Raw genomic sequence first — 22,924 nt, forward strand, 5'->3', positions numbered from 1 at the left:
CCTCCCACATTTGAATGGTGCAAGGCCTTGAGATTCAAGAAGGTTTGACCCGATCGGAAGGCCGGCGCACCCCGGCCACGATCTTGTCCACCGCCTTGGTCGCCGCCACCATGCCGAAGGTTGCAGTGACCATCATCACCGCGCCAAACCCGCCGGCGCAGTCCAGCTTCACGCCGTCGCCGACAAAACTCTTCTGCAAGCAGATGCTGCCGTCCGGCTTCGGATAGCGCAGTTGCTCGGTGGAAAACACACACGGCACGCTGTAATGGCGGGTCATCGTGCGCGAGAAGCCATAGTCACGGCGCAGGGTGGAGCGCACTTTCGAGGCCAGCGGATCGTTGAAGGTGCGGTTCAGATCGCAGACCTGGATCAACGTCGGGTCGATCTGCCCGCCAGCGCCGCCAGTGGTGATGATCTGGATCTTGCGGCGCTTGCACCAGGCGATCAGTGCCGCCTTGGCGTTGACGGCGTCGATGCAGTCGATCACGCAGTCGATGTTGGGGGTGATGTACTCGGCCATGGTCTCGCGGGTCACGAAATCCGCCACGGCATGCACCGTGCAGTCCGGGTTGATGCCGCGCAGGCGCTCAGCCATCACCTCGACCTTGGGTTTGCCCACGGTGCTGTCGAGGGCATGCAACTGACGGTTGCTGTTGCTGACGCAGACATCATCCAAATCAAACAACGAGATCTCGCCCACCCCACAACGGGCGATGGCTTCCGCCGCCCATGAGCCTACGCCGCCGACGCCGACGATCGCCACATGGGCCGCTTTCAAGCGCTCCAGGCCTTCAATGCCATACAAGCGGGCGACGCCTGCAAACCGCGGATCTTCTGTACTCATGACCATTACCCCAAAAACCGGCGCGCATTATAGGGCTTTGCCAGGACAAGTTCGAAACTTCGCGATACACGTAAAGAACTTAGCTGGAGATTCGCGGACTAACGTCCGGCTTTTCTCAGTCTGCTGTACGCTCAGGGAAGGGCCGGTGTAGGATGCGCGCCGTTCGGCGTAGGCCGACACCTCTTTTCGTTCCACACCTTTTGGAACCCGAAATAGCCATGTCATCGCGTAAATTTGGACTCAACCTGGTGGTGGTGCTGGCAATTGCCGCGCTGTTCACCGGCTTCTGGGCGCTGATCAACCGCCCGGTCACTGCCCCCAACTGGCCTGAACAGATCTCCGGTTTTTCCTACTCGCCGTTTCAACAAGGCCAGTACCCACAGAAGGACCAGTACCCAACCGACGACCAGATGCGTCGCGATCTGGAGATCATGAGCAAGTTGACGGACAACATCCGGACCTACTCGGTCGACGGCACTCTGGAAGACATCCCCAAGCTGGCGGAAGAGTTCGGCCTGCGCGTCACCCTGGGGATCTGGATCAGCCCGGACCTGGAACGCAACGAACGCGAGATCCAGCGCGCCATCGAGATCGCCAACAGCTCGCGCAGCGTCGTGCGCGTGGTGGTCGGCAACGAAGCGTTGTTCCGTAAAGAGATCACCCCCGAAGCACTGATCGTGTTGCTGGATCGCGTGCGCGCGGCCGTCAAGGTGCCGGTGACCACCTCCGAGCAATGGCACATCTGGGAGCACAACCCACAACTGGCCAAGCACGTCGACTTGATCGCCGCGCACATCCTGCCGTACTGGGAACATATTCCGGTGGACCAGGCGGGCCAATTCGTACTCGACCGCGCACGGGATCTGAAGAAGACCTTCCCGAAAAAGCCGCTGCTGCTGTCGGAAGTCGGCTGGCCGAGCAACGGCCGCATGCGTGGCGGTGCTGATGCGTCTCCCGCCGACCAGGCAATTTACCTGCGCACGCTGGTGAACAAGCTGAACCGCCAGGGCTTCAACTACTTCGTGATCGAGGCCTTCGACCAACCGTGGAAAGCCAGCGACGAAGGCTCGGTCGGCGCCTACTGGGGCGTGTACAACGCCGCGCGTCAGCAGAAATTCAACTTCGAAGGACCGGTGGTCGCGATCCCGCAATGGCGCGTGCTGGCCATCGGTTCGGTGGTGCTTGCACTGCTGTCATTGACCCTGCTGATGATCGACGGCTCGGCCCTGCGCCAACGCGGCCGGACCTTCCTGACCTTTATCGCGTTCCTGTGCGGTTCGGTGCTGGTGTGGATCGGCTACGACTACAGCCAGCAATACAGCACCTGGTTCAGCCTGACGGTCGGCTTCCTCCTGGCGCTCGGCGCCCTGGGCGTGTTTATCGTGCTGCTGGCCGAAGCCCATGAACTGGCGGAAGCGGTCTGGACCCACAAGCGTCGGCGTGAATTCCTGCCGGTCGTGGGGGACTCGGACTACCGCCCGAAAGTGTCGATCCATGTGCCGTGCTACAACGAGCCGCCAGAGATGGTCAAACAGACCCTCGATGCCCTGGCCGCCCTCGACTACCCGGACTACGAAGTCCTGATCATCGACAACAACACCAAGGACCCGGCGGTGTGGGAACCGGTGCGCGACTACTGCGCAACCCTGGGCCCGCGCTTCAAGTTCTTCCACGTCGCGCCCCTGGCCGGTTTCAAGGGCGGCGCGTTGAACTACCTGATCCCCCACACCGCCAAGGATGCCGAAGTGATCGCGGTGATCGACTCGGACTACTGCGTGTCGCCGAACTGGCTCAAGCACATGGTGCCGCACTTCGCCGACCCGAAAATCGCCGTAGTGCAGTCGCCGCAGGATTATCGCGACCAGAACGAAAGCACCTTCAAGAAGCTCTGCTACGCCGAATACAAAGGCTTCTTCCATATCGGCATGGTCACCCGCAACGACCGCGACGCGATCATCCAGCACGGCACCATGACCATGACCCGTCGCTCGGTGCTCGAAGAGCTGGGCTGGGCCGACTGGTGCATCTGCGAAGACGCCGAACTCGGCCTGCGCGTGTTCGAGAAAGGCCTGTCGGCCGCGTATTACCACGAAAGCTACGGCAAGGGCCTGATGCCCGACACCTTCATCGACTTCAAGAAACAGCGTTTCCGCTGGGCCTATGGCGCGATCCAGATCATCAAGCGTCACACCGCCAGCCTGCTGCGCGGCAAGGACACCGAGCTGACCCGTGGCCAGCGCTACCACTTCCTCGCGGGCTGGTTGCCGTGGGTGGCGGATGGCATGAACATCTTCTTCACCGTCGGCGCGCTGTTGTGGTCGGCGGCGATGATCATCGTGCCGACCCGGGTCGACCCGCCGTTGCTGATTTTCGCGATCCCGCCGTTGGCGTTGTTCGTGTTCAAGGTGGGCAAGATCATCTTCCTGTACCGTCGTGCCGTGGGGGTTAACCTCAAGGATGCGTTCTGTGCGGCGCTGGCCGGCCTGGCGTTGTCCCACACCATCGCCAAAGCGGTGCTGTATGGCTTCTTCACCACCAGCATTCCGTTCTTTCGCACACCGAAAAACGCGGATAACCACGGCTTCTGGGTAGCGATTTCCGAAGCCCGCGAAGAGATGTTCATCATGCTGCTGTTGTGGGGCGCGGCGCTGGGGATCTACCTGGTGCAGGGCCTGCCGAGCGCCGACATGCGCTTCTGGGTGGTGATGCTGCTGGTGCAGTCGCTGCCGTATGTGGCGGCGTTGATCATGGCGTTCCTGTCGTCGCTGCCGAAACCGGCGCCGAAGGCAGAGCCGGCCACCGCGCTGTAAAAACGTGTGCAATGCACTAAACGGCGGCCTCTGGCCGCCGTTTTGCTATAAGATAACGGCCGTTTTGTAAGCCTTGCACATATCACTGTAGGAGCGAGCTTGCTCGCGAAAATCGTCAACGATCACGCGAACATCTTGAATGAACGCGGTGCTCTTGCGTTTTTCGCGAGCAAGCTCGCTCCTACAGTCAATTAGAACGTCGCCGCCTCGATTTCCGGAGTTTCCCATGACGGCTCATGCCGACCTTTCGCCGACCCTTCAACTTGCCATCGACCTGATCCGCCGTCCCTCGGTGACGCCGATCGACGCCGATTGCCAGAAGCTGATGATGCAGCGCCTGGGCGACGCCGGTTTCCAGCTTGAGCCGATGCGTATCGAAAACGTAGATAACTTCTGGGCCACCCACGGCAAGCACGACGGCCCGGTGCTGTGCTTTGCAGGCCACACCGACGTGGTCCCGACCGGGCCGGTGCAGGCCTGGCAGAACGATCCGTTCGACGCGCTGATCGACGACCACGGCATGCTCTGCGGCCGCGGCGCGGCGGACATGAAAGGCAGCCTGGCGGCGATGCTGGTGGCGTCGGAGCGCTTCGTGCAGGACTACCCGGACCACAAGGGCTCGGTGGCCTTTCTGATCACCAGCGATGAAGAAGGCCCGGCGCACCACGGCACCAAGGCCGTGATCGAACGCCTGGCCGCGCGCAAGGAGCGTCTGGACTGGTGCATCGTCGGCGAACCATCCAGCACCAGCCTGGTCGGCGATGTGGTCAAGAACGGCCGTCGCGGCTCCCTCGGCGCCACCCTGACCGTGCGCGGCGTGCAAGGTCACGTGGCCTACCCGCACCTGGCCAAGAACCCGATCCACCTGGCTGCCCCGGCACTGGCGGAACTCGCCGCCGAGCATTGGGACGACGGCAACACCTTCTTCCCGCCGACCAGCTTCCAGATCTCCAACCTCAACGCCGGCACCGGCGCGACCAACGTGATCCCCGGTGACCTGACAGCGGTGTTCAACTTCCGCTTCTCTACCGAATCCACCGTGGAAGGCCTGCAACAGCGCGTTGCCGCGATCCTCGACAAACACGCCCTGGACTGGCACGTAGACTGGGCGCTGTCCGGCCTGCCGTTCCTCACCGAACCGGGGGCCTTGCTCGATGCGGTGTCCGCCAGCATCAAGGCGGTCACCGGTCGCGAGACCCAGGCGTCCACCAGCGGCGGTACGTCCGACGGGCGCTTCATCGCAACCCTCGGCACCCAGGTGGTCGAGTTGGGCCCGGTCAACGCGACGATCCATCAGGTCAACGAGCGCATTCTGGCCAGCGACCTCGACGTGCTGACCGAGATCTACTACCAGACCCTGATCAAGTTGCTCGCCTGATGCTGGCCTGTCCCATTTGCAGCGCACCGCTCCACGTGGTGGACAATGGCGTGGCGTGCCCGGTCGGACACCGTTTCGACCGCGCGCGCCAGGGTTACCTGAACCTGTTGCCGGTGCAGCACAAAAACAGCCGCGACCCGGGCGACAACCTCGCCATGGTCGAGGCGCGCCGCGACTTCCTCAACGCCGGCCACTACGCCCCGGTGGCCAAGCGCCTAGCGCAACTGGCCGCGCAACAAGCACCGCAGCGCTGGGTGGACATCGGTTGTGGCGAGGGTTACTACACCGCACAAATCGCCGACGCCCTGCCCCACGCCGATGGCTATGCCCTGGATATCTCCAAGGAAGCGGTCAAGCGTGCGTGCAAGCGCAACCCGGCGCTGACCTGGTTGATCGCCAGCATGGCCCGCGTACCGTTGGCCGATGCCAGCTGCCAGTTTCTCGCCAGCGTGTTCAGCCCGTTGGACTGGCAAGAGGCCAAACGCCTGCTCAGCCCCGGCGGCGGCTTGATGAAAGTCGGCCCGACCCGCGGTCACCTGATGGAGCTGCGCGAGCGCCTGTACGACGAAGTGCGCGAGTACACCGACGACAAACACCTGGCCCTGGTGCCGGACGGCATGAGCCTTGCGCACAGCGAAACCCTCGAGTTCACGCTGAGCCTGGCGGACCCGAAAGACCGTGCCAACCTGCTGGCCATGACCCCTCACGGCTGGCGCGCCAGCGCCGAGCGCCGCACCGAGGTGATCGAGCATGCCGAGCCGCTGCGGGTCAGCGTATCAATGCGCTACGATTATTTCGTGCTTCAATAACCGACTTTTCGGGCACTCCGCCCACCCTGAATCCGCGAATGGATTTTCGAATCCCGCAACGAGGAACATCCATGCGCCAACCTGATATCGAGATTTACCTGAAGGACGCCGACGTCGACCACAAGGCCATCGCCGCCTGGCTGGGCGCCGCCCTTGGCCCTTGCACCGCCTGGGTCCAGCGCGGCCAGACCTACAAGTGCACGGCCGGCGACGTGCCTGTCACTTGGTTGCCCAAGGCGGTAGGCAAATGGAACAGCCTGTACCTGGAAAGCGATCAGACCCCGTGGGAAGACGACATCGCCTGCGCCCGCGCCGCCTTTGCCGCGCTGAACGTCGAAGTGCGTTGCGCACCGGGCAGCTGGGTTGAGGAAGAAGGCGAGGAAAGCGCCGACACCTGGATTCGCATCAGCGAAGACGGTGAAGAACAGATCACCTGGAAAACCACCTGATCCGCAATTGCGAACCCAATCAAATGTGGGAGGGGGCTTGCCCCCTCCCACATGGGTTCTACGGTGTAACAAAAACCCGCATTACAAACCCACCACATCCTCTGCCTGCAAGCCCTTCTCGCCGCTCACCACGGCGTATTCCACCTGCTGGCCTTCGGCCAGGGAACGGTGCCCTTCACCGCGGATGGCGCGGTAGTGTACGAACACATCCTTGCCGTCTTCACGCTGAATAAAGCCATATCCCTTGGCATCGTTGAACCACTTCACATTACCGGTTTCGCGCGTTGTCATCTGTTCACTCCCACATGATTGTTATTGTCGAGTCGGTCGCGTTGAACTGCCGAGTATAAGACAGGCTCAAAAACGATCAACCCAACTTTACATCGCTGCTTTTTTGCCGATTTTCGGTGAATACGGCACACTACCCACCCGAGCACCTGCTCGGTTTTTTCCACTTGAAGCAGCTCGCCTATGACCCGCTCCCCGTTCCGCCGTCTGGTGTTTGGCACCTTGCGCCGACTGTTGTACCTCTGGGTTCGCTCAGAGACGATCAACCAGTCGTCCCTTACCCTTAACCTCGACCGCAGCCGGCCGGTGTTCTACGTCCTGCAATCACCCTCCCTCACCGAATTGGCCGTGGTCGATACCGAGTGCACCAAGGCCGGCCTGCCGCGCCCGGTGCTGCCGGTAGCGGTCGGGCCGTTGCTGGAACCCGCGGCGTTCTTCTACCTCACGCCAGAACCGGACTGGCTCGGCCGCCAGGACAAACGCGGCGCGCCGCCGACCCTGACCCGCCTGGTCAATACCCTCAGCGCACACGCACAAGAGAATGCACAAATCATTCCGGTCAGCGTGTTCTGGGGGCAGTCGCCCGACAGCGAGTCCAGCCCATGGAAACTGCTGTTCGCCGACAGCTGGGCCGTCACCGGGCGCCTGCGCCGGCTGCTGAGCATCCTGATCCTGGGGCGCAAGACCCGCGTACAATTCTCCGCGCCTATCAACCTGCGTGAATTGATCGAGCACAATAAAGGCCACGAACGCACCGTTCGCATGGCCCAACGCATCCTGCGCGTACACTTTCGCAACCTGAAAACCGCAGTGATCGGCCCCGACCTGTCCCACCGCCGCAACCTGGTGAAGGGCTTGGTGAATATGCCGCTGGTACGCCAGGCCATCCTTGATGAAGCCGAACGCGAGAAGATCAGCCCGGAAAAAGCCAAGGCCCTGGCCCTGCGCTACGGCAACGAAATCGCCTCGGACTACACCTACACCGCGATCCGCTTCCTGGAAGTGGTGCTGAGCTGGTTCTGGAACAAGATCTACGACGGCATCAAGGTCAATAACATCGAGGGTGTGCAACAGGTTGCCCAGGGTTACGAGGTGATCTACGTCCCCTGCCACCGCAGCCATATCGACTACCTGCTGCTGTCCTACCTGCTGTTCAAAAACGGCCTGACCCCACCGCACATCGCCGCCGGCATCAACCTGAACATGCCGGTGATCGGCAGCCTGCTGCGCCGCGGCGGTGCGTTTTTCATGCGCCGCACCTTCAAGGGCAACCCGCTGTACACCTCGGTGTTCAACGAATACCTGCACACCCTGTTCACCAAGGGTTTCCCGGTGGAGTACTTCGTCGAAGGCGGACGCTCGCGCACCGGGCGCATGCTGCAACCGAAAACCGGCATGCTGGCGATCACGTTGCGCAGCTTCCTGCGCTCCTCGCGCATGCCGATCGTGTTCGTGCCGGTGTATATCGGTTACGAGCGTGTGCTCGAAGGCCGTACCTACCTCGGTGAGCTGCGCGGCGCGAGCAAGAAAAAAGAGTCGATTTTCGATATTTTCAAGGTGATCGGTGCGCTCAAGCAGCGCTTTGGCCAGGTCGCGGTCAACTTCGGCGAACCGATCAAACTGGCGCAATTCCTCGACGCCGAACAACCGGGCTGGCGCGCCCAGGAACTGGGCCCGCACTACAAACCGGCGTGGCTCAACCAAACCACCAACCGCCTCGGCGAGCGGGTGGCGCGCCATTTGAACGAAGCGGCGGCGATCAACCCGGTGAACCTGGTGGCCCTGGCGCTGCTGTCGACCACGCGCCTGGCCCTGGACGAACAGGCCATGGCCCGCCAGTTGGACCTGTACCTGGCGCTGCTGCGCCGGGTGCCCTACTCGCCGCATACCACCCTGCCCGAAGGGGATGGCATGGCGTTGATCAAGCACGTCAAGGACATGAACCTGCTGTCGGAGCAGAGCGATGCCCTCGGCAAGATTCTGTACCTGGACGAGCAGAACGCCGTCCTGATGACCTACTACCGCAACAACGTGCTGCATATCTTTGCCTTGCCGGCGCTGCTGGCGAGCTTCTTCCAGAGCAGCTCGCGGATGAGCCACGAGCAGATTCTGCGCTACACCCGTGCGCTGTACCCATACCTGCAGTCAGAGCTGTTTATCCGCTGGTCGCTGGAGGAACTGGACACGGTGATCGACCAGTGGCTGGAGGCGTTTGTCGAACAAGGCCTGCTGCGTTTCGAGAACAACGTGTACCTGCGCCCGGCGCCGAGTTCGCGGCACTTTGTGCTGCTGACACTGCTGTCCAAGAGCATCGCCCAGACCCTGCAACGCTTCTACATGGCGATTTCGCTGCTGCTCAACAGCGGCCAGAACAGCATCAGCGCCGAAGAGCTGGAAGACCTGTGTACGATCATGGCCCAGCGCCTATCGATCCTGCATGGCCTCAATGCCCCGGAGTTCTTCGACAAGAGCCTTTTCCGACATTTTATTCAGACGTTGCTGGAGCAAGATGTGCTGCGCCGCGACGAAGCCGGTAAGTTGAGCTATCACAACCTGCTCGGCGAACTGGCTGAAGGCGCGGCGAAACGGGTGCTGCCGGCTGAGATTCGCCTGTCGATCCGCCAGGTTGCCCTGCACCGCGTCGACGGCGCGGCCGAAGCGCCGGTCGAAGCCGAAGCCCGCAAACCGGAAGAAAGCCGCTAGATTGAATAAGGCGTCGCCGGGTTACGGCGCCGTTGAAAAGGAGCTGCACCATGAAAAAGATCATCCTCCTGGGCCTGACCGCCCTGCTCGGCGCCTGCCATTCCATGAATCCCGCGCCCAAGGCCAGCCTCGATGGCGAAGTGTTCTACCTGCAACGCATCGCGCTGCCGCCGACAGCCATCTTGAGCGTCAGCCTGCAGGACGTATCGCTGATGGACGCGCCGGCCGTGACCCTGGCCGAACAGAAAGGCCCGGTCAAAGGCCAGGTGCCATTGCCGTTCCACTTGAGCTATGACCCGGCCCAGGTCAAGCCAGGCCACAGTTACTCGGTCAGCGCTCGCATCGAAGTGGAGGGCAAGCTACTGTTCATCACCACCGAGCGGCACCCTGTGCAACTCAATGGCCAAGACGTTCAACCGCTGCGCCTGCGGGTTGATGCGGTCGCACACTGATTATTTGCAGATCATAAGGAAGCGCCCATGCTCCGTAATTCCCTTCGTCTCACCGCCCTGTGCGCCGGCCTGCTGCTCGGTGCCAACGCCATGGCCCTGGATCTTGGCAGCCTGTCCCAGGGCGACGCCGCCGGCGGCCTCAAAGATGCATTGACCCAAGGCGCACAGATCGCCGTGAAACAACTGGGTGTACCGGGTGGTTTCAGCAACAACCCCGACGTCAAGATCGGCCTGCCGGGAAAACTGGGCAAAGTCGCCGACAAGCTGAAGATGTTCGGCATGGGTGACCAGGTCGAGCAGCTGGAAACCAGCATGAACAAAGCCGCCGAAACCGCCGTGACCCAGGCCCAGCCAATCCTGGTCAACGCGGTGAAAAACATGAGCGTGAGCGATGCCAAGGGCATTCTCACCGGCGGCCAGGATTCGGCCACCCAGTACCTGAACAAAAGCAGCCGCGAAGCCATCCGCGCCAAGTTCCTGCCGATCGTCAAGGCCGCCACCGACAAGGTCGGCGTGGCGCAGCAGTACAACGCCCTGGCCGGCAAGGCCGCGGCGTTTGGCGCGGTCGATGCCAAAAGTGCCAACGTCGAAAACTATGTAACCGAACAAGCGCTGGATGGTTTGTTCAAGATGATTGCGCAGCAGGAAGAGACCATTCGCAAAAACCCGGCGGCAGCGGCGACCAGTCTGGCAAAGAAGGTGTTTGGCGCGCTGTAACGCCACGCGACCTGAGCTGAAAAAAAGGCCCTGACATCGTCAGGGCCTTTTTTTCGCCGAACCGTCTATCAGGCCCCCGAACCAGGCGCCGCACGCTCACACCCGGCAGCGTCGATGAGTAGGCTCAATAGTGGATGTGCGACGCTCGTCGGGCGCCACCGTGAGACATGTGTGAGTGATGAGAGCTGGACGACGACGCATTGAAGTTATGGCTATCGTTGTTGATATTAATATTGATATCGCGATTGGCGTTTGGCTGATTCTGTCCAAACATATTTCCCAGCCCAAGCATCGAGCCCGCGACTTGCATCGGTAACGCCAGCAAAGGTAGTAAAAGCATACACACTCCTTCCTATTCAGATTAGCGCCAACTCACTGCCCCGCATCTCATACGCGGGAACCGCTCGGTCGACTAATCCTGTGTGGAAGCAAGGGCAAAAATGGTTCCGTCCTGCGTGTGAAATACTGCCTCGCGTCAGTTGAAAATAGAATCGGCCAGGCGCCTCAGTAGCAGCGTGGCAAATGCGTTGATCGGCGCAATAAACGAAACAGTCAGCAGGCCATTGGGATTCATCACCGTCAGCCAGAAGAAGTACCACCCGCAGAAGCAGTCCGCGCCAGGGTCAACAGCAGTGCAGACACGGCCCCAAACATGAAAACTATCCTCGGGCGGAACTATTCAATGGTCTTCCCAGCGAAAGCGCTATTGCGTCAGCGTGATTGACCAGGCAACCGTCGCGACCATCAAAATCGCGAAGCTTACGTTAAGTCGTCGGCTCCAAGTGGGGTGGATGAATAACTTGCGCATTCGACTGCCGGCAAAGAGCCACAGAACGTCGAATACCACACACACCAGCAGACAGATCAAGGCTTTCGCACCTTGCTCCCAGGCAGGTGCGGCGCCCAGGGTGAAACTGCCCAGCAACGCGGCGAATGCGGCATAGGCCTTGATATTCGCCACACCCAGCACAAACCCGGCGCCCCAGCCCGGCGTGATCACGGACTGCTCATCCCTGATGGGCGGCGCGGTAGCAATCTGGTAGGCCAGCCACACAATATAAACAATGGAGATGACCGTCAGCGCCGTCGCCAGCATCGGAAAACTGTGCAGAACCACATAGAGGCCGGAAGCAACCAATGCCATCGCGATCACCAGGCCCAACGTGATCCCCACGAAAAACCGAGTTGAACGCCTCATGCCATAAGCAGCCCCACTCGCCGCCAGCGCCAGGGTCGCCGGGCCTGGACTGGCAAGCAGCGCGATGGCGGCGACGGCGAAGGTAAATACCGCCTGGTAAACGGACAGTGCAATGTCGGGCATACGCTTCCCCCTTGAAGAACATTCGTGACGGCTTAGCGAGGCAGCCCGTGTTCATGGCAGTAGTAGACGGTTCTGTGGTTTTTCATAAAGTCGATCACGCCATTGGATCCTCTTATGTCGGGCAAACTCATGACGCAGCGAAAATACTTTTTCGGCAGAGAAGTTATTATTGTGAAGTGATTGCAAGCGAGCTTGCATCAAGTATGTAGTTCATCTCGCGCCCTCGAAAATATAGATAAAGTTTCAATAGAAACATCACAACACAGCGTTAAGTGAGCGGCGCAATATTGCAGGGCCCGCGGGTCAAACAATAGGTGGGCACCTTGAAAAGGTCTATTCTTTTTTTATCCGTGTATGGTATGTAAGATTTTCACGCGTTTTCATCAAAATTCGTAAGGTCCATCTAATGAAAAAGCTTACAAAGGGCGACCAGACACTTGACCCTATTGATCGCGCGCTGATTGTCGCCCTCCACCAGAACGCCCGCGCGTCTATTCGCGCCCTCGGCCGACAGGTGGGGTTATCGGCCCCCGGCTGCAGCGAACGCCTCAAGCGTCTGGAAGGGTCGGGGGTCATCAGCGGGTTCAGCGTCGAGTTGGACGCCCAGGCCCTGGGCTTTGCATTGCAAGCGCTGGTCAGGGTTAAACCCCTGACTGGAAAATTCCAACAGGTTGAACAGTTGCTCGCGCAAATGGCTGAATGTGTGGTGTGCTACAAAATCACCGGGGACGACAGTTTTGTCTGCCATCTTTATATCGACTCAGTTGCCCACCTGGACCTGACCCTTCAAAAGATCGCACCCCTGGCCGACACTAATACATCGATTATAAAAACCGTCGAGAAGAAACTGCCGGCCCTCTGATTAGTCCTGTGGGAGATATCCAGGCGCTATTAGCCGCTGTCGCGGCTTCAGGCATTCCCCACTCACCTTACACTTTCTTCAGCGCGCATCAGGCGTAGGCACTTATATACATACGCCTGTTCTCCTTACTCTTGGTCACCCGTTTTCCTGACACGAAACCATGCAGCATAAAGCGCGGGCAGGAACAGCAACGTCAATGCCGTCGCCACAATCAACCCGCCCATGATCGCCACTGCCATCGGCCCGAAGAACACACTGCGTGACAGCGGGATCATCGCGAGTACCGCCGCGAGGGCTGTGAGAACAATCGGCCGGAAGCGTCGGACAGTGGCTTCGATAATCGCCTGCCACGGCGCCAGCCCTGCCTTGATGTCCTGTTCGATCTGGTCCACCAGAATCACCGAGTTGCGCATGATCATTCCTGACAGGGCGATGGTGCCGAGCATGGCCACGAAGCCGAAGGGTTGGCGGAACACCAGCAGGAACAGCGTGACCCCGATCAGCCCCAGGGGCGCCGTGAGAAATACCATTACCGTGCGTGAGAAGCTGCGCAGTTGCAGCATCAGCAGCGTCAGCACCACCACGATAAACAGCGGCACACCGGCCTTGACCGAATTCTGCCCGCGGGCCGAGTCCTCGACGGTACCGCCGACGTCCAGCAGGTAGCCGTCCGGCAGTTCGGCACGCACGCCTTCGAGGGTCGGCAGGATCTGCTGAACCAGGGTCGCCGGTTGTTCCTTGCCGTAGATGTCGGCGCGCACGGTTACGGTGGGCAGGCGGTTACGGTGCCAGATGATGCCTTCCTCGAAACCGTATTCGAGGGTGGCGATCTGCGACAGCGCGACGCTTTTGCCGTTGTCGGTCGGCACGGCCAGGCTCGGCAGCAGCGACAGTTCAGTGCGCTCATGGACAGTGCCGCGCAGGAGGATTTCGATCAACTCGTTGTCTTCCCGGTACTGGCTGACGCTGGCGCCGGTCAGAGAACTCTGCAGGAATTTCGACAGGTTGGCGGTACTCACACCGAGGGCGCGCGCACGGTCCTGGTCGATATTGAGGTAGACGATCTTGCTCGGTTCCTCCCAGTCCAGATGCACGTTAGCTACGTGGGTATTTTCGCGCACCTTGGCCGCCACTTTGCGCGCCAGGGCACGGACTTCGTCGATATGCTCGCCGGTCACGCGAAACTGCACCGGGTAACCCACGGGCGGGCCGTTTTCCAGGCGTGTGACCCGTGAACGCAGGTCGGGGAACTGCTCGTTGAGGGTTTCGATCAACCAGATGCGCAGGCTTTCGCGCTCTTCGATGGACTTGGCCAACACCACGAACTGCGCAAAGCTGGCGGCCGGCAGTTGCTGGTCGAGGGGCAGATAGAAGCGCGGCGAACCGGTGCCGACATAGGCCACGTAGTTGTCGATGCCAGCGTGTTCCTTGAGCAGGGCTTCCAGGCGCTTGACCTGGCCAGCGGTGTTGCTAAGGGACGCGCCCTCGGCGAGTTTCAGGTCGACCATCAACTCCAGGCGGCCGGAAGCCGGGAAGAACTGTTGCGGCACAAAACGAAACAGTGCGACCGAGCCGACAAACAGCAGCAGCGTCAGCACGATCACGGTCTTGCGCCGACTGACACACCACTCCAGCAAACGTCTGACACGCCGGTAGAACGGTGTGCCGTAGGGATCGGGACCGTCAGCGCCGTGTTTAGCCGCATGAATTTTCGCCAAGTCCGGCAGGAGTTTTTCGCCCAGGTACGGCACGAACACCACGGCCGCAACCCACGAGGCGAGCAACGCGATGGTCACTACCTGGAAGATCGAACGGGTGTATTCACCGGTACTCGACTGCGCGGTGGCAATCGGCAGGAAGCCGGCCGCCGTGATCAGCGTACCGGTCAGCATCGGGAACGCGGTACTGGTCCAGGCAAAACTGGCCGCTTTAAGGCGGTCGTACCCCTGCTCCATTTTGATCGCCATCATTTCCACGGCGATGATCGCGTCATCCACCAGCAAGCCCAGGGCCAGCACCAGCGCGCCGAGGGAGATCTTATGCAAGCCGATGCCGAGGTAGTACATGCAGGCAAAGGTCATCGCCAGCACCAGAGGAATCGCCAGGGCCACGACCATGCCAGTGCGTATACCGAGGGAGAAAAAACTCACCAGCAAGACAATGCCCAGCGCCTCGGCCAACACCCGGACGAATTCTCCGACACCGGTTTTCACCGCCGCCGGTTGGTCCGACACCTTGCGCAGTTGCATGCCCGCCGGAAGGTTCTTCTGCAGGCGTGCGAACTCGCCTTCGAGGGCTTTGCCCAACACCAGAATGTCGCCGCCCTCGTGCATGGCGACGGCCAGACCGATCGCGTCTTCGCCCATAAAGCGCATGCGCGGCGCCGGCGGATCATTGAAGCCACGGTGGATGTCGGCCACATCGCCAATACGGAAGGTTCGGTCGCCTACACGAATCGGGAAGCTGCGAATCTCTTCCACACTCTTGAAGTTACCCGACACCCGCAGTTGCACGCGCTCAGTCGGGGTTTCAAAGAAGCCGGCAGTGGAGACCGCGTTCTGCTCCTGCAGCGCTTGTTGAACAGCGGCCAGCGGTAAGCCGAGCGTGGCGAGTTTGAGGTTGGACAGCTCGATCCAGATCTTCTCATCCTGCAGGCCGAGCAGTTCGACCTTGCCCACATCCGGCACGCGCTGCAGTTGAATCTGGATGCGGTCGGCGTAGTCCTTGAGCACGGCATAGTCAAAGCCGTCGCCGGTCAGGGCGTAGATATTACCGAAGGTGGTGCCGAATTCATCGTTGAAAAACGGTCCCTGGATATCCGGCGGCAAGGTCTGGCGAATATCGCTGATCTTCTTGCGCACCTGGTACCACAGCTCGGGAATCTGCGCCGAGCGCATGGCATCGCGGGCGATGAAGGTGACCTGGGATTCGCCGGGGCGCGAGAAAGACACAATGCGCTCGTACTCACCGGTCTCCATGAGCTTTTTCTCGATGCGTTCGGTGACCTGGCGCGACACGTCCTGGGCCGTGGCACCGGGCCAATTGGTCTTGATCACCATGGCCTTGAAGGTGAACGGCGGGTCTTCGCTTTGCCCAAGCTTGGTGTAGGACAAAGTGCCGACCACCGCCAGCAGGATCATCAGGAACAGTACGATCTGGCGATTACGCAACGCCCATTCGGAAAGATTGAAACCCATCGGGGACTACTCCTTGACCGCCAGATTCACCACCCGGTTGGAGCGATCCACCGGGCGCACTTGCTGCCCCTCATGGAGCACATGAACGCCGGCGGCAATCACCCAGTCGGTAGGGCTCAAGCCTTCGAGCACGGGTACGGTTTTTTCGCCAAAGGCGCCGATACGCACCGGGGTACGCACAAGGGTGTCATCCGGCTGCACGCGCCAGACGTAGGACACGCCGTTCTCCGCGCTCAAGGCTGACAGCGGCACCGACAGAGGAATAACACCGTCTGCCTGTATGAAAACGCGGGCGCTCTGGCCCAGCTCGGCCGGAACCTTGCCGCCGGTGAAGGCGATGCGCGCAGCGAAGGTGCGCGATTTCGGATCGGCTGCGGGCGACAGTTCGCGAATACGTCCGGCAAATCGCTGGCCCGGCTGGCTCCATAACTCGACCGACACCGGCTGGCCGATCTTGAACCGGCCGAAACCTTGCTCGGGCAGGCTGATCAGCACTTCACGCTCGCCATCGGTGGCCAGGGTGAACACGGTCTGGCCGGCGGACACCACCTGGCCGACTTCCACCGCGCGCTTGGCAACCACGCCGTCCTGCGGAGCGCGGAGTACGGCATAACCGGCCTGGTTACTGGACACATCGAACTCGGCCTTGATCTGCTTGAGGCGCGCCTCACCTGATCGGTACAGATTTTCAGCATTGTCGTACTGGGAACGGCTGACCAACTGACGATCCATCAGGGTCTTGTAGCGGTCACGCTCGGCACGCACCAGCCGCAGGTTGGCCTCGGCGGCGGCCACCTGGGCGCGGGTGGCTTCCAGTTGCAGGCGCACATCCTGAGGGTCGAGTTCCGCCAGCGGTTGATTGGCCTTGACCCGCTCGCCCTCCTCCACCAGCCGTTTGCTGACCTTGCCGCCGATGCGAAAGGCCAGGTCCGGCTCGTACCGGGCACGCACCTCGCCTGGATAACTGTCCATCATCTGCGCTGCAGGCTGTGGTTGCACCACCATGGCCGGGCGGAGGGTAGTCTGGGGCGATTCTTCATGGCCGCAGGCGGCGAGTAGAAAGACCAGGCTGGCAGGCAACGCAAGGGGCAGGAGAATGCTGCGCATGCTGAAGGACCTTTCGCAAATGGTGCTAGGAATAATTATACTGGGCAGTATGTTATTAATACCAAACTCACCAGTCCAGTATTAAAGGTGGAAATGTCCGACAATCTTGTCAATACCAGTAGCCCCGGGCGTCCCAAGGACATGGCAAAACGCCAGGCAATCCTCGAAGCAGCGAAAATCCTGTTTTTGAGCAACGGTTACGCAAATACCAGCATGGATGCCGTGGCCCTTGAGGCCGGCGTATCAAAACTGACCGTCTACAGCCACTTCACCGACAAAGAGACCTTGTTCACCGCCGCCGTGATGGCCAAGTGCGAAGAACAGTTGCCGGTGATGTACTTTGAGCTGCCCGAGGGTGTGCCTGTGGAGACGGTGCTACTGAATATCGGGCGCCGCTTCCATCGCCTGGTCAACAGCAAGGAATCGGTGAACCTGCACCGCCTGATGATGACCACGGGCAATCAGGACGTGAAACTCTCGCAGATCTTCTTCGAAGCCGGGCCGATGCGGATGTTGCAAGGCATGGAGCGTCTGCTCGGGCACATCGACCAGAGCGGCGCGCTGAGTATCGACAAGCCCCTTACCGCAGCCGAACACTTCTTCTGCCTGCTCAAGGGCACGGCGAACTTCTGCTTGTTGTATGGCTGCGGCGGGCAATTGAGCGAGGAAGCGGCCGAAGCCCACGTGCAGGATGTGGTGGGATTGTTTATGCGGGCCTATCGCCGAGAACCCGCTGCAAGCGGCAACGGGTGATCGCTTGCAGCGCGAGGCTCAGGACTTGAGTGCCTTTTTCGGATAGATGTCGTAGCGGCTGGATTTACCATCCAGCGCATGGCTCGGCTTGGGCCCCTCGATGCACGGCGCCTTGCGCGGGCGCTTGACCACCACGCGGTGACTGGCCAGGGCCAGCGCCGCCGCCAGCAGGGCCGGTGCGTCTGGATCGTCGCCGACCAAGGGGCGGAACAGGCGCATTTCCTTCTTCACCAGGGCGGTTTTCTCACGGTGCGGGAACATCGGATCGAGGTAGATCACCTGGGGCGGCTCGCCTTGCCAATTGAGCATCACCTCGATGGAGTTGCCCTTGAGCAGCGTCATCCGCGCCACGATCGGCGCCACCTCAAAATCCTCCGCCGCGCGTGCCAGGCCATCCTCGAGCAATGCGCCGATCAGCGGCTGACGTTCGATCAGGCTCATCTCGCAGCCCAGGCTGGCCAGCACGAATGCGTCCTTGCCCAACCCGGCCGTGGCGTCCAGCACCCGTGGGCGCACGCCCTGGGCGATGCCCACGGCCTTGGCGATCATCTGCCCGCTGCCGCCGCCGTACAACCGCCGATGCGCCGCGCCGCCTTCGACGAAATCCACGCGCACCGGCCCTGGCGCGTCAGGCCCGAGCTGTTGCAACTGCAGGCCCTGCTCCCCGACTTGCAGGGAAAACTCCGCATCCGCCAGCTGTAGCGGCAAGCTCAGCAACGCAGCCCACTGTTCGGCGCGGGCCTGGAAGCCGTCGGCCAAGGCCTCGACCTGGATGCGGCTGGCCGCTGGTTGTTCGCTCATGAATCGCTACGCTCAAAAATATTAAGGATCGGCCAACAACGGCCGATAGAAACAAGGATCAGGTATTTTGCCAGAGCTGAGCGTCGACCGAGAAAAATGTCAGACATTCTTCCGCTAACCATCGGTGTACTGCCGACCCACAACCACTACGGCCTGCGCAATACTCAAGCGCTGGCCGGCGTCAGTCATGTGTGGCAGGACTTCTTCGCCCGCGCGTTGGCCGAGCAGCTCGGCGAAACGCCGGACGCGCTCGCGGCCAAGGCGCCAGCGCCGCTGGACCCGGCGGTGGAACCCAGCGCTGGCGCTGACCTGCTGTCGCAGATCCTCACCCAGCGTGAGTGCGACGTGAAAGACACCGAGATCGCCCCGCCTGAACCGCTGTTCCTGCCGATTGCCGAGTTCGAAACCGAGTTGTTGCCACCGGCCGCCACGCCATTCCCGCAAGAAGAGATCGTCGCCCAGCAGCGCCAGCAGAATTTCGAAAGCACTTGGGTGCGCCCGATCGTGCTGAGCGCCGGCCAACCGTTACCGGAACCCGGCGCTGCGCCGGAACCGCGCCCATTACATTTGCCGATCGCCGAGTTCGAACTGGACCTGCTGCCACCGGCCGCCACGCCGTTCCCGCAAGAAGAGCTGGTCGCCCAACAAAAGGCCCTGGACTTCGACTACCACTGGGCGCGTCCGCTGATCGTCAACAACCTGCGCCTGGCGGCATAAGCCTCAACGCCGCGCCCCATGCAGTGCGAACACACGCCGCTTAATCCTTGAAGAATTGGCTGGCCTGGCTGTAGGGCATCGAGCGCTCGGTGAAAGTAAACGTGCCGGACTGGTACACCTCCTGCGCCGCGCGGTAAAACTCGCCATACGCCGCCAGCGCCATGGCCGAGCCCACGCTGATGCGCTTGACGCCCATCGCGCTCAACTGCGCCACACTGAGTTTCAGGCCGCCGGACATCAACACATTCACCGGTTTTGGGGCCACGGCCTTGACCACCGCCAGCACCTCCTCGGCACTGCGCAGCCCCGGCGCATAGAGCACGTCCGCACCGGCTTCGGCGTAGGCCTGCAGGCGGCGAATAGTGTCAGGCAAATCCAGGCGACCATGCAGGAGGTTTTCTGCACGGGCCGTCAGCATGAACGGGAATGGCAGGCTGCGCGCAGCAACGACCGCAGCTTCCACACGCTCGACGGAAAGGTCAAAGGAATAGATCGGGTCGACGGCGATACCCGTGGCATCTTCGATGGAGCCACCGACGATACCGCTGGCCGCCGCGCGCAAAATGGTCCGGGCGCAACCGTCGGGGGTGTCGCTGAAGCCGTTTTCCAGGTCGGCGGCCACCGGCAACGCGGTGGCCTTGGCGATCATCGTGGCGTTGACCAGGGTGTCTTCCAGGGACAGCGCCCCTTCGGCATCCGGGCGCCCCAGGCTGAACGCGTAGCCCGCGCTGGTGGTGGCCAGGGCTTCGAAGCCGAGGCTGGCGAGCATGATCGCCGAGCCTGCGTCCCACGGGTTGGGCATCACAAACGCACGATCGCGTGCATGCAGGGCCTTGAAGGTTTCGGCGCGAAGGGTTTGGGCATCCATGACTGACTCCTGGCGGGAAAAGGAGCCTTAGAGTAACCCCAGTTGCTGCGCTGCGGGTTCGCGGTGCAAGGTCGGCAACGCGGGCAAGCCGGGCAAACGGGCCATCAGCTTGGCGTGAAAACGCAGCGCCAGTTGCGCGGCGAGGCGGTTATCCGAGGTGTGCAGGAACACGTAGGGGGTGCGTCCCTCTTCGATCCAACCGGCGATCTTTTCCACCCACGGGATCAGGAAGGGGTCGTTGGCCTCAAGCTCGGGGTGGCCGATGAAGCGCACCTGGGGAAACAGGGTCAACGCCGCCGGACGCGGCGGTACCTTGGGCTTTTTCGCCTGGGCATGCAGCACCGCGGCCGAGGTGGATGTGCAACTGAACAGGGCGCGAGGGTCGAGGCAGATCCGTTCGACGCCACGGTCGCGCAGCAGGCGGTTGAGCATGCGCTCGGCATCGCCCTTGGCGAAGAATTGCGGGTGGCGCACTTCCACGGCCAGGGGGCGTTCCAGCCCGTCGATAAACCCGGCCAGTTCAGCGAGGCGCTGCGGCGAAAAGCTGGCCGACAATTGCAGCCACAGCGGCGAAACGCGCTCACCCAACGGGCTCATCAAGCCGACGAAACTGTGTGCCGCCGGCAGTTGCTCACGCAGGTCGCCACCGTGACTGATGTCACCGGGGAACTTGGCAGTGAAGCGAAAATCCGCGGGCATGATCTCGGCCCAGCGCTGCACTGTGGCGGCTGACGGGCGCGCATAAAACGTGGTGTTGCCTTCCACCGCGTTGAAGACTTGCGAGTAGAGGGCGAGGTAATCGCTGGAACGGGCATCGACAGGGTACAGGTACTCGCGCCAGGCGTTTTCACTCCAGGACGGGCAACCGATGAAATAAGGCAGGCGCATCAGATGTGGATGTCGAGACCCAGCACTTCCATATCCCATTCGACAAAGCCGGCGGTGGTCAGGTAGCTGGCCAGGGCGGTGGCGACGCTTTTGCTCATGGAGCGCGGGAAGACCATGTCTTGCTGGCGGGCAGGAAGACCACTGGTACGCGCGTTTGCAGCGCCTTGGGGGCTGGACGCTTCGGACTGGACCTCGATGAAGTCCGGCGAATCCTCGACGGACTCGTCTACCGTGACGTTTGCCTTGCGCGGCTTACGCTTGAGGGGGTAGGACTGTGAGGAAAAGCCGTCTATACGCATCGATGCGAACTCGGTATCAGTAATGGCATTTTAGTGGCGCAATCCGTAGCGCGCAAATGCTCTGGTGATAACTAGAACACATAAATGGAAAAAGGTTTAAACGCCGGGGCAAATTCTGACGATTGGCGCGCTTTGGCCAAAAACACCCGTACTTTTGACGTCAAATTATCCCGCGTTCGGCCTTGGTCTGCGCCACTTTATCGCGCAGATACACCGGCGCCGCCTGGTCCGCAGCAATCGCTTCGCCGCGCTCGAACGCAAAGCGCGCCAGGGTCAGCAGGTCTTCGGCATGCGGCAACAGTGTGGCGTCCTGGCCAACCAGCGGCACACCGATGCGCTCGCCATAACCCCAGCCCGTACCGGCACCAAACCAATCACCGCTGGCATCGCTCGGCAACTCCGCCGCTTCGGGGGGCAGCACGGCCTCAACGCCGGCCAGGCGCATCTCGCCGTCGGTTTCGCGGTAGCAGCCCCAATAGACTTCATCCATCCGCGCATCGATCGCCGCCGCCACTTGCCGTGCGCCGTGTTCACGCAACGCACGCTGGGCCAGCACGGCGAGGTTGGACACCGGCAACACCGGGCGCTCCAACGCAAAGGCCAGGCCCTGGACCACGCCGATGGCGATACGCACACCGGTAAAGGCGCCTGGGCCACGGCCGAAGGCGATGGCGTCCACGGCCGACAGGCTCGTGCCGGCGTCCTCCAGCAGTTGCTTGATCATCGGCAACAGCTTCTGCGCGTGCAGGCGCGGGATCACCTCGTAGTGGCTGGTGACCTTGCCATCGTGCAGCAAGGCAACCGAGCAAGCTTCAGTCGCAGTGTCCAGGGCCAGCAGGGTGCTCATCGGTGTCGGTGTCCAAGTCGAAAAAAAGTGCGCCAGTATAAACAACAACGGCCCGCAAGCGGGCCGTTGTGCGTAAAGCCGATCGTTCGATCAGCTCAGTGCTTGCAGCACCTTGCCGGTGATCGCTTCCACCGAGCCGACGCCAGGGATGTGGCTGTACTTCGGCTTGCCTTGGGCAGCCGACAGCTTCTGGTAGAAATCCACCAGCGGCTTGGTCTGGGAATGGTAGACCGACAGGCGATGACGCACGGTTTCTTCGGTGTCGTCTTTACGCTGCACCAGGTCTTCACCGGTGACATCGTCCTTGCCTTCTACTTTCGGCGGGTTGTAGATGGTGTGGTACACGCGACCCGAGGCCTCGTGAACGCGGCGACCGGCGATACGCTGCACGATCTCTTCGTCTTCAACCGCGATTTCGACCACGGCGTCCAACTCGACACCCGCCGTCACCAGGGCTTCTGCCTGGGGAATGGTGCGTGGGAAGCCGTCGAACAGGAAACCATTGGCGCAATCGGGTTGCGCGATACGGTCCTTGACCAGCGCGATGATCAGGTCATCGGAAACCAGACCGCCAGCATCCATGATGCTTTTGGCTTTAATGCCCAGCTCGGTGCCTGCTTTTACCGCAGCGCGCAGCATGTCACCGGTGGAGATTTGTGGAATGCCAAATTTTTCAGTGATGAACTTTGCCTGAGTACCTTTACCGGCCCCGGGAGCTCCCAGCAGAATGACGCGCATCGATGTGCTCCTCAATTTTTTATAGAGATGACGCTCGGATTCGCCGCGGGGGCCAATCTCGTAAAAATGTGGGTCC

At 61.4% G+C, this 22,924-nt stretch carries 21 protein-coding genes; 10 read left to right on the forward strand and 11 right to left on the reverse strand.

The features are described 5' to 3' along the window. Positions 1-34: 34 nt before the first annotated feature. The gene (gene tcdA / locus AC07W0_RS11280; RefSeq protein ID WP_371918412.1) at positions 35-844 is read right to left on the reverse strand and encodes a tRNA cyclic N6-threonylcarbamoyladenosine(37) synthase TcdA; all 810 of its coding nucleotides are present in this window, start codon (positions 842-844) and stop codon (positions 35-37) included. 218 nt (positions 845-1,062) lie between these two features. Here tcdA and AC07W0_RS11285 point away from each other — a divergent pair, with 218 nt between their 5' ends. The 4 genes from AC07W0_RS11285 (at position 1,063) to AC07W0_RS11300 (ending at position 6,290) form a co-directional block, all read left to right on the forward strand. Further along, positions 1,063-3,654 carry a glycosyltransferase gene (locus tag AC07W0_RS11285; RefSeq protein WP_046384473.1) on the forward strand — a complete coding sequence of 864 codons (2,592 nt, stop codon included), beginning with the start codon at positions 1,063-1,065 and terminating at the stop codon, positions 3,652-3,654. Between the two features lie 226 nt (positions 3,655-3,880). Next, on the forward strand, positions 3,881-5,032 hold the full coding sequence (dapE, locus tag AC07W0_RS11290; RefSeq protein WP_017844727.1) for a succinyl-diaminopimelate desuccinylase: 1,152 nt from the start codon (positions 3,881-3,883) through the stop codon (positions 5,030-5,032). Then, entirely contained in the window at positions 5,032-5,841 is an 810-nt protein-coding gene (locus AC07W0_RS11295; protein ID WP_102617371.1) for a putative RNA methyltransferase, read from the forward strand. Before dapE ends, AC07W0_RS11295 begins: the two co-directional genes overlap by 1 nt. Before the next feature lie 71 nt (positions 5,842-5,912). Further along, positions 5,913-6,290: a hypothetical protein gene (locus AC07W0_RS11300; protein WP_046490163.1), complete on the forward strand. Its 378-nt coding sequence runs from the start codon at positions 5,913-5,915 to the stop codon at positions 6,288-6,290. 81 nt (positions 6,291-6,371) lie between these two features. Here AC07W0_RS11300 and AC07W0_RS11305 read toward each other — a convergent pair whose 3' ends face one another. Then, positions 6,372-6,581, reverse strand: a complete 210-nt coding sequence (locus AC07W0_RS11305; RefSeq protein ID WP_017844724.1) for a cold-shock protein — start codon at positions 6,579-6,581, stop codon at positions 6,372-6,374. 180 nt (positions 6,582-6,761) lie between these two features. On the opposite strand from AC07W0_RS11305, the gene plsB reads away from it, so the two are divergent. The 3 genes from plsB to AC07W0_RS11320 are packed head-to-tail and all read left to right on the forward strand — an operon-like array spanning position 6,762 to position 10,450. Further along, positions 6,762-9,281, forward strand: coding sequence for a glycerol-3-phosphate 1-O-acyltransferase PlsB (gene plsB / locus AC07W0_RS11310; protein WP_102617370.1), 2,520 nt, complete (start codon positions 6,762-6,764; stop codon positions 9,279-9,281). 50 nt (positions 9,282-9,331) lie between these two features. Beyond that, complete coding sequence (locus AC07W0_RS11315) at positions 9,332-9,733, forward strand: YbaY family lipoprotein (RefSeq protein WP_046384477.1); 402 nt, start codon at positions 9,332-9,334, stop codon at positions 9,731-9,733. A gap of 27 nt (positions 9,734-9,760) precedes the next feature. Next, positions 9,761-10,450 (forward strand): DUF4197 domain-containing protein, encoded by a 690-nt coding sequence (locus AC07W0_RS11320; RefSeq protein ID WP_017844721.1) that lies wholly within the window; start codon positions 9,761-9,763, stop codon positions 10,448-10,450. Between the two features lie 703 nt (positions 10,451-11,153). Here AC07W0_RS11320 and AC07W0_RS11325 read toward each other — a convergent pair. After that, positions 11,154-11,771: a LysE family translocator gene (locus AC07W0_RS11325; RefSeq protein WP_082118899.1), complete on the reverse strand. Its 618-nt coding sequence runs from the start codon at positions 11,769-11,771 to the stop codon at positions 11,154-11,156. 406 nt (positions 11,772-12,177) lie between these two features. Between AC07W0_RS11325 and AC07W0_RS11330 the strand changes: the two genes are divergently transcribed. Further along, positions 12,178-12,633 carry an Lrp/AsnC family transcriptional regulator gene (locus AC07W0_RS11330; protein ID WP_046490157.1) on the forward strand — a complete coding sequence of 152 codons (456 nt, stop codon included), beginning with the start codon at positions 12,178-12,180 and terminating at the stop codon, positions 12,631-12,633. 125 nt (positions 12,634-12,758) lie between these two features. On the opposite strand, the gene AC07W0_RS11335 is transcribed toward AC07W0_RS11330, so the two are convergent. Together AC07W0_RS11335 and AC07W0_RS11340 are read right to left on the reverse strand one after the other, a co-directional pair. Next, positions 12,759-15,830, reverse strand: a complete 3,072-nt coding sequence (locus AC07W0_RS11335) for an efflux RND transporter permease subunit (RefSeq protein ID WP_102617369.1) — start codon at positions 15,828-15,830, stop codon at positions 12,759-12,761. A gap of 6 nt (positions 15,831-15,836) precedes the next feature. Next, on the reverse strand, positions 15,837-16,937 hold the full coding sequence (locus tag AC07W0_RS11340; protein ID WP_017844716.1) for an efflux RND transporter periplasmic adaptor subunit: 1,101 nt from the start codon (positions 16,935-16,937) through the stop codon (positions 15,837-15,839). 93 nt (positions 16,938-17,030) lie between these two features. Here AC07W0_RS11340 and AC07W0_RS11345 point away from each other — a divergent pair, with 93 nt between their 5' ends. Beyond that, positions 17,031-17,690 (forward strand): TetR/AcrR family transcriptional regulator, encoded by a 660-nt coding sequence (locus AC07W0_RS11345; protein ID WP_046490153.1) that lies wholly within the window; start codon positions 17,031-17,033, stop codon positions 17,688-17,690. Between the two features lie 18 nt (positions 17,691-17,708). On the opposite strand, the gene AC07W0_RS11350 is transcribed toward AC07W0_RS11345, so the two are convergent. Next, complete coding sequence (locus AC07W0_RS11350) at positions 17,709-18,491, reverse strand: class I SAM-dependent methyltransferase (protein ID WP_102617368.1); 783 nt, start codon at positions 18,489-18,491, stop codon at positions 17,709-17,711. 96 nt (positions 18,492-18,587) lie between these two features. Here AC07W0_RS11350 and AC07W0_RS11355 point away from each other — a divergent pair, with 96 nt between their 5' ends. Beyond that, entirely contained in the window at positions 18,588-19,208 is a 621-nt protein-coding gene (locus tag AC07W0_RS11355) for a hypothetical protein (protein ID WP_017844713.1), read from the forward strand. Between the two features lie 40 nt (positions 19,209-19,248). On the opposite strand, the gene AC07W0_RS11360 is transcribed toward AC07W0_RS11355, so the two are convergent. The 5 genes from AC07W0_RS11360 to adk all read right to left on the reverse strand — a co-directional run bounded on the left by AC07W0_RS11360 (position 19,249) and on the right by adk (position 22,848). After that, positions 19,249-20,076 carry an isocitrate lyase/PEP mutase family protein gene (locus AC07W0_RS11360; RefSeq protein ID WP_017844712.1) on the reverse strand — a complete coding sequence of 276 codons (828 nt, stop codon included), beginning with the start codon at positions 20,074-20,076 and terminating at the stop codon, positions 19,249-19,251. A 27-nt stretch (positions 20,077-20,103) separates the two neighbouring features. Next, the gene (locus tag AC07W0_RS11365) at positions 20,104-20,964 is read right to left on the reverse strand and encodes a DUF72 domain-containing protein (protein ID WP_017844711.1); all 861 of its coding nucleotides are present in this window, start codon (positions 20,962-20,964) and stop codon (positions 20,104-20,106) included. Then, entirely contained in the window at positions 20,964-21,263 is a 300-nt protein-coding gene (locus tag AC07W0_RS11370) for a hypothetical protein (RefSeq protein ID WP_017844710.1), read from the reverse strand. Before AC07W0_RS11370 ends, AC07W0_RS11365 begins: the two co-directional genes overlap by 1 nt. 160 nt (positions 21,264-21,423) lie before the next feature. Continuing rightward, positions 21,424-22,110, reverse strand: coding sequence for a tRNA (adenosine(37)-N6)-threonylcarbamoyltransferase complex dimerization subunit type 1 TsaB (tsaB, locus tag AC07W0_RS11375; RefSeq protein WP_046384483.1), 687 nt, complete (start codon positions 22,108-22,110; stop codon positions 21,424-21,426). A gap of 90 nt (positions 22,111-22,200) precedes the next feature. Further along, positions 22,201-22,848, reverse strand: coding sequence for an adenylate kinase (gene adk / locus AC07W0_RS11380; protein ID WP_046384484.1), 648 nt, complete (start codon positions 22,846-22,848; stop codon positions 22,201-22,203). Between the last annotated feature and the right edge of the window lie 76 nt (positions 22,849-22,924).

It is taken from the genome of Pseudomonas sp. GW704-F2, from assembly GCF_059423025.1.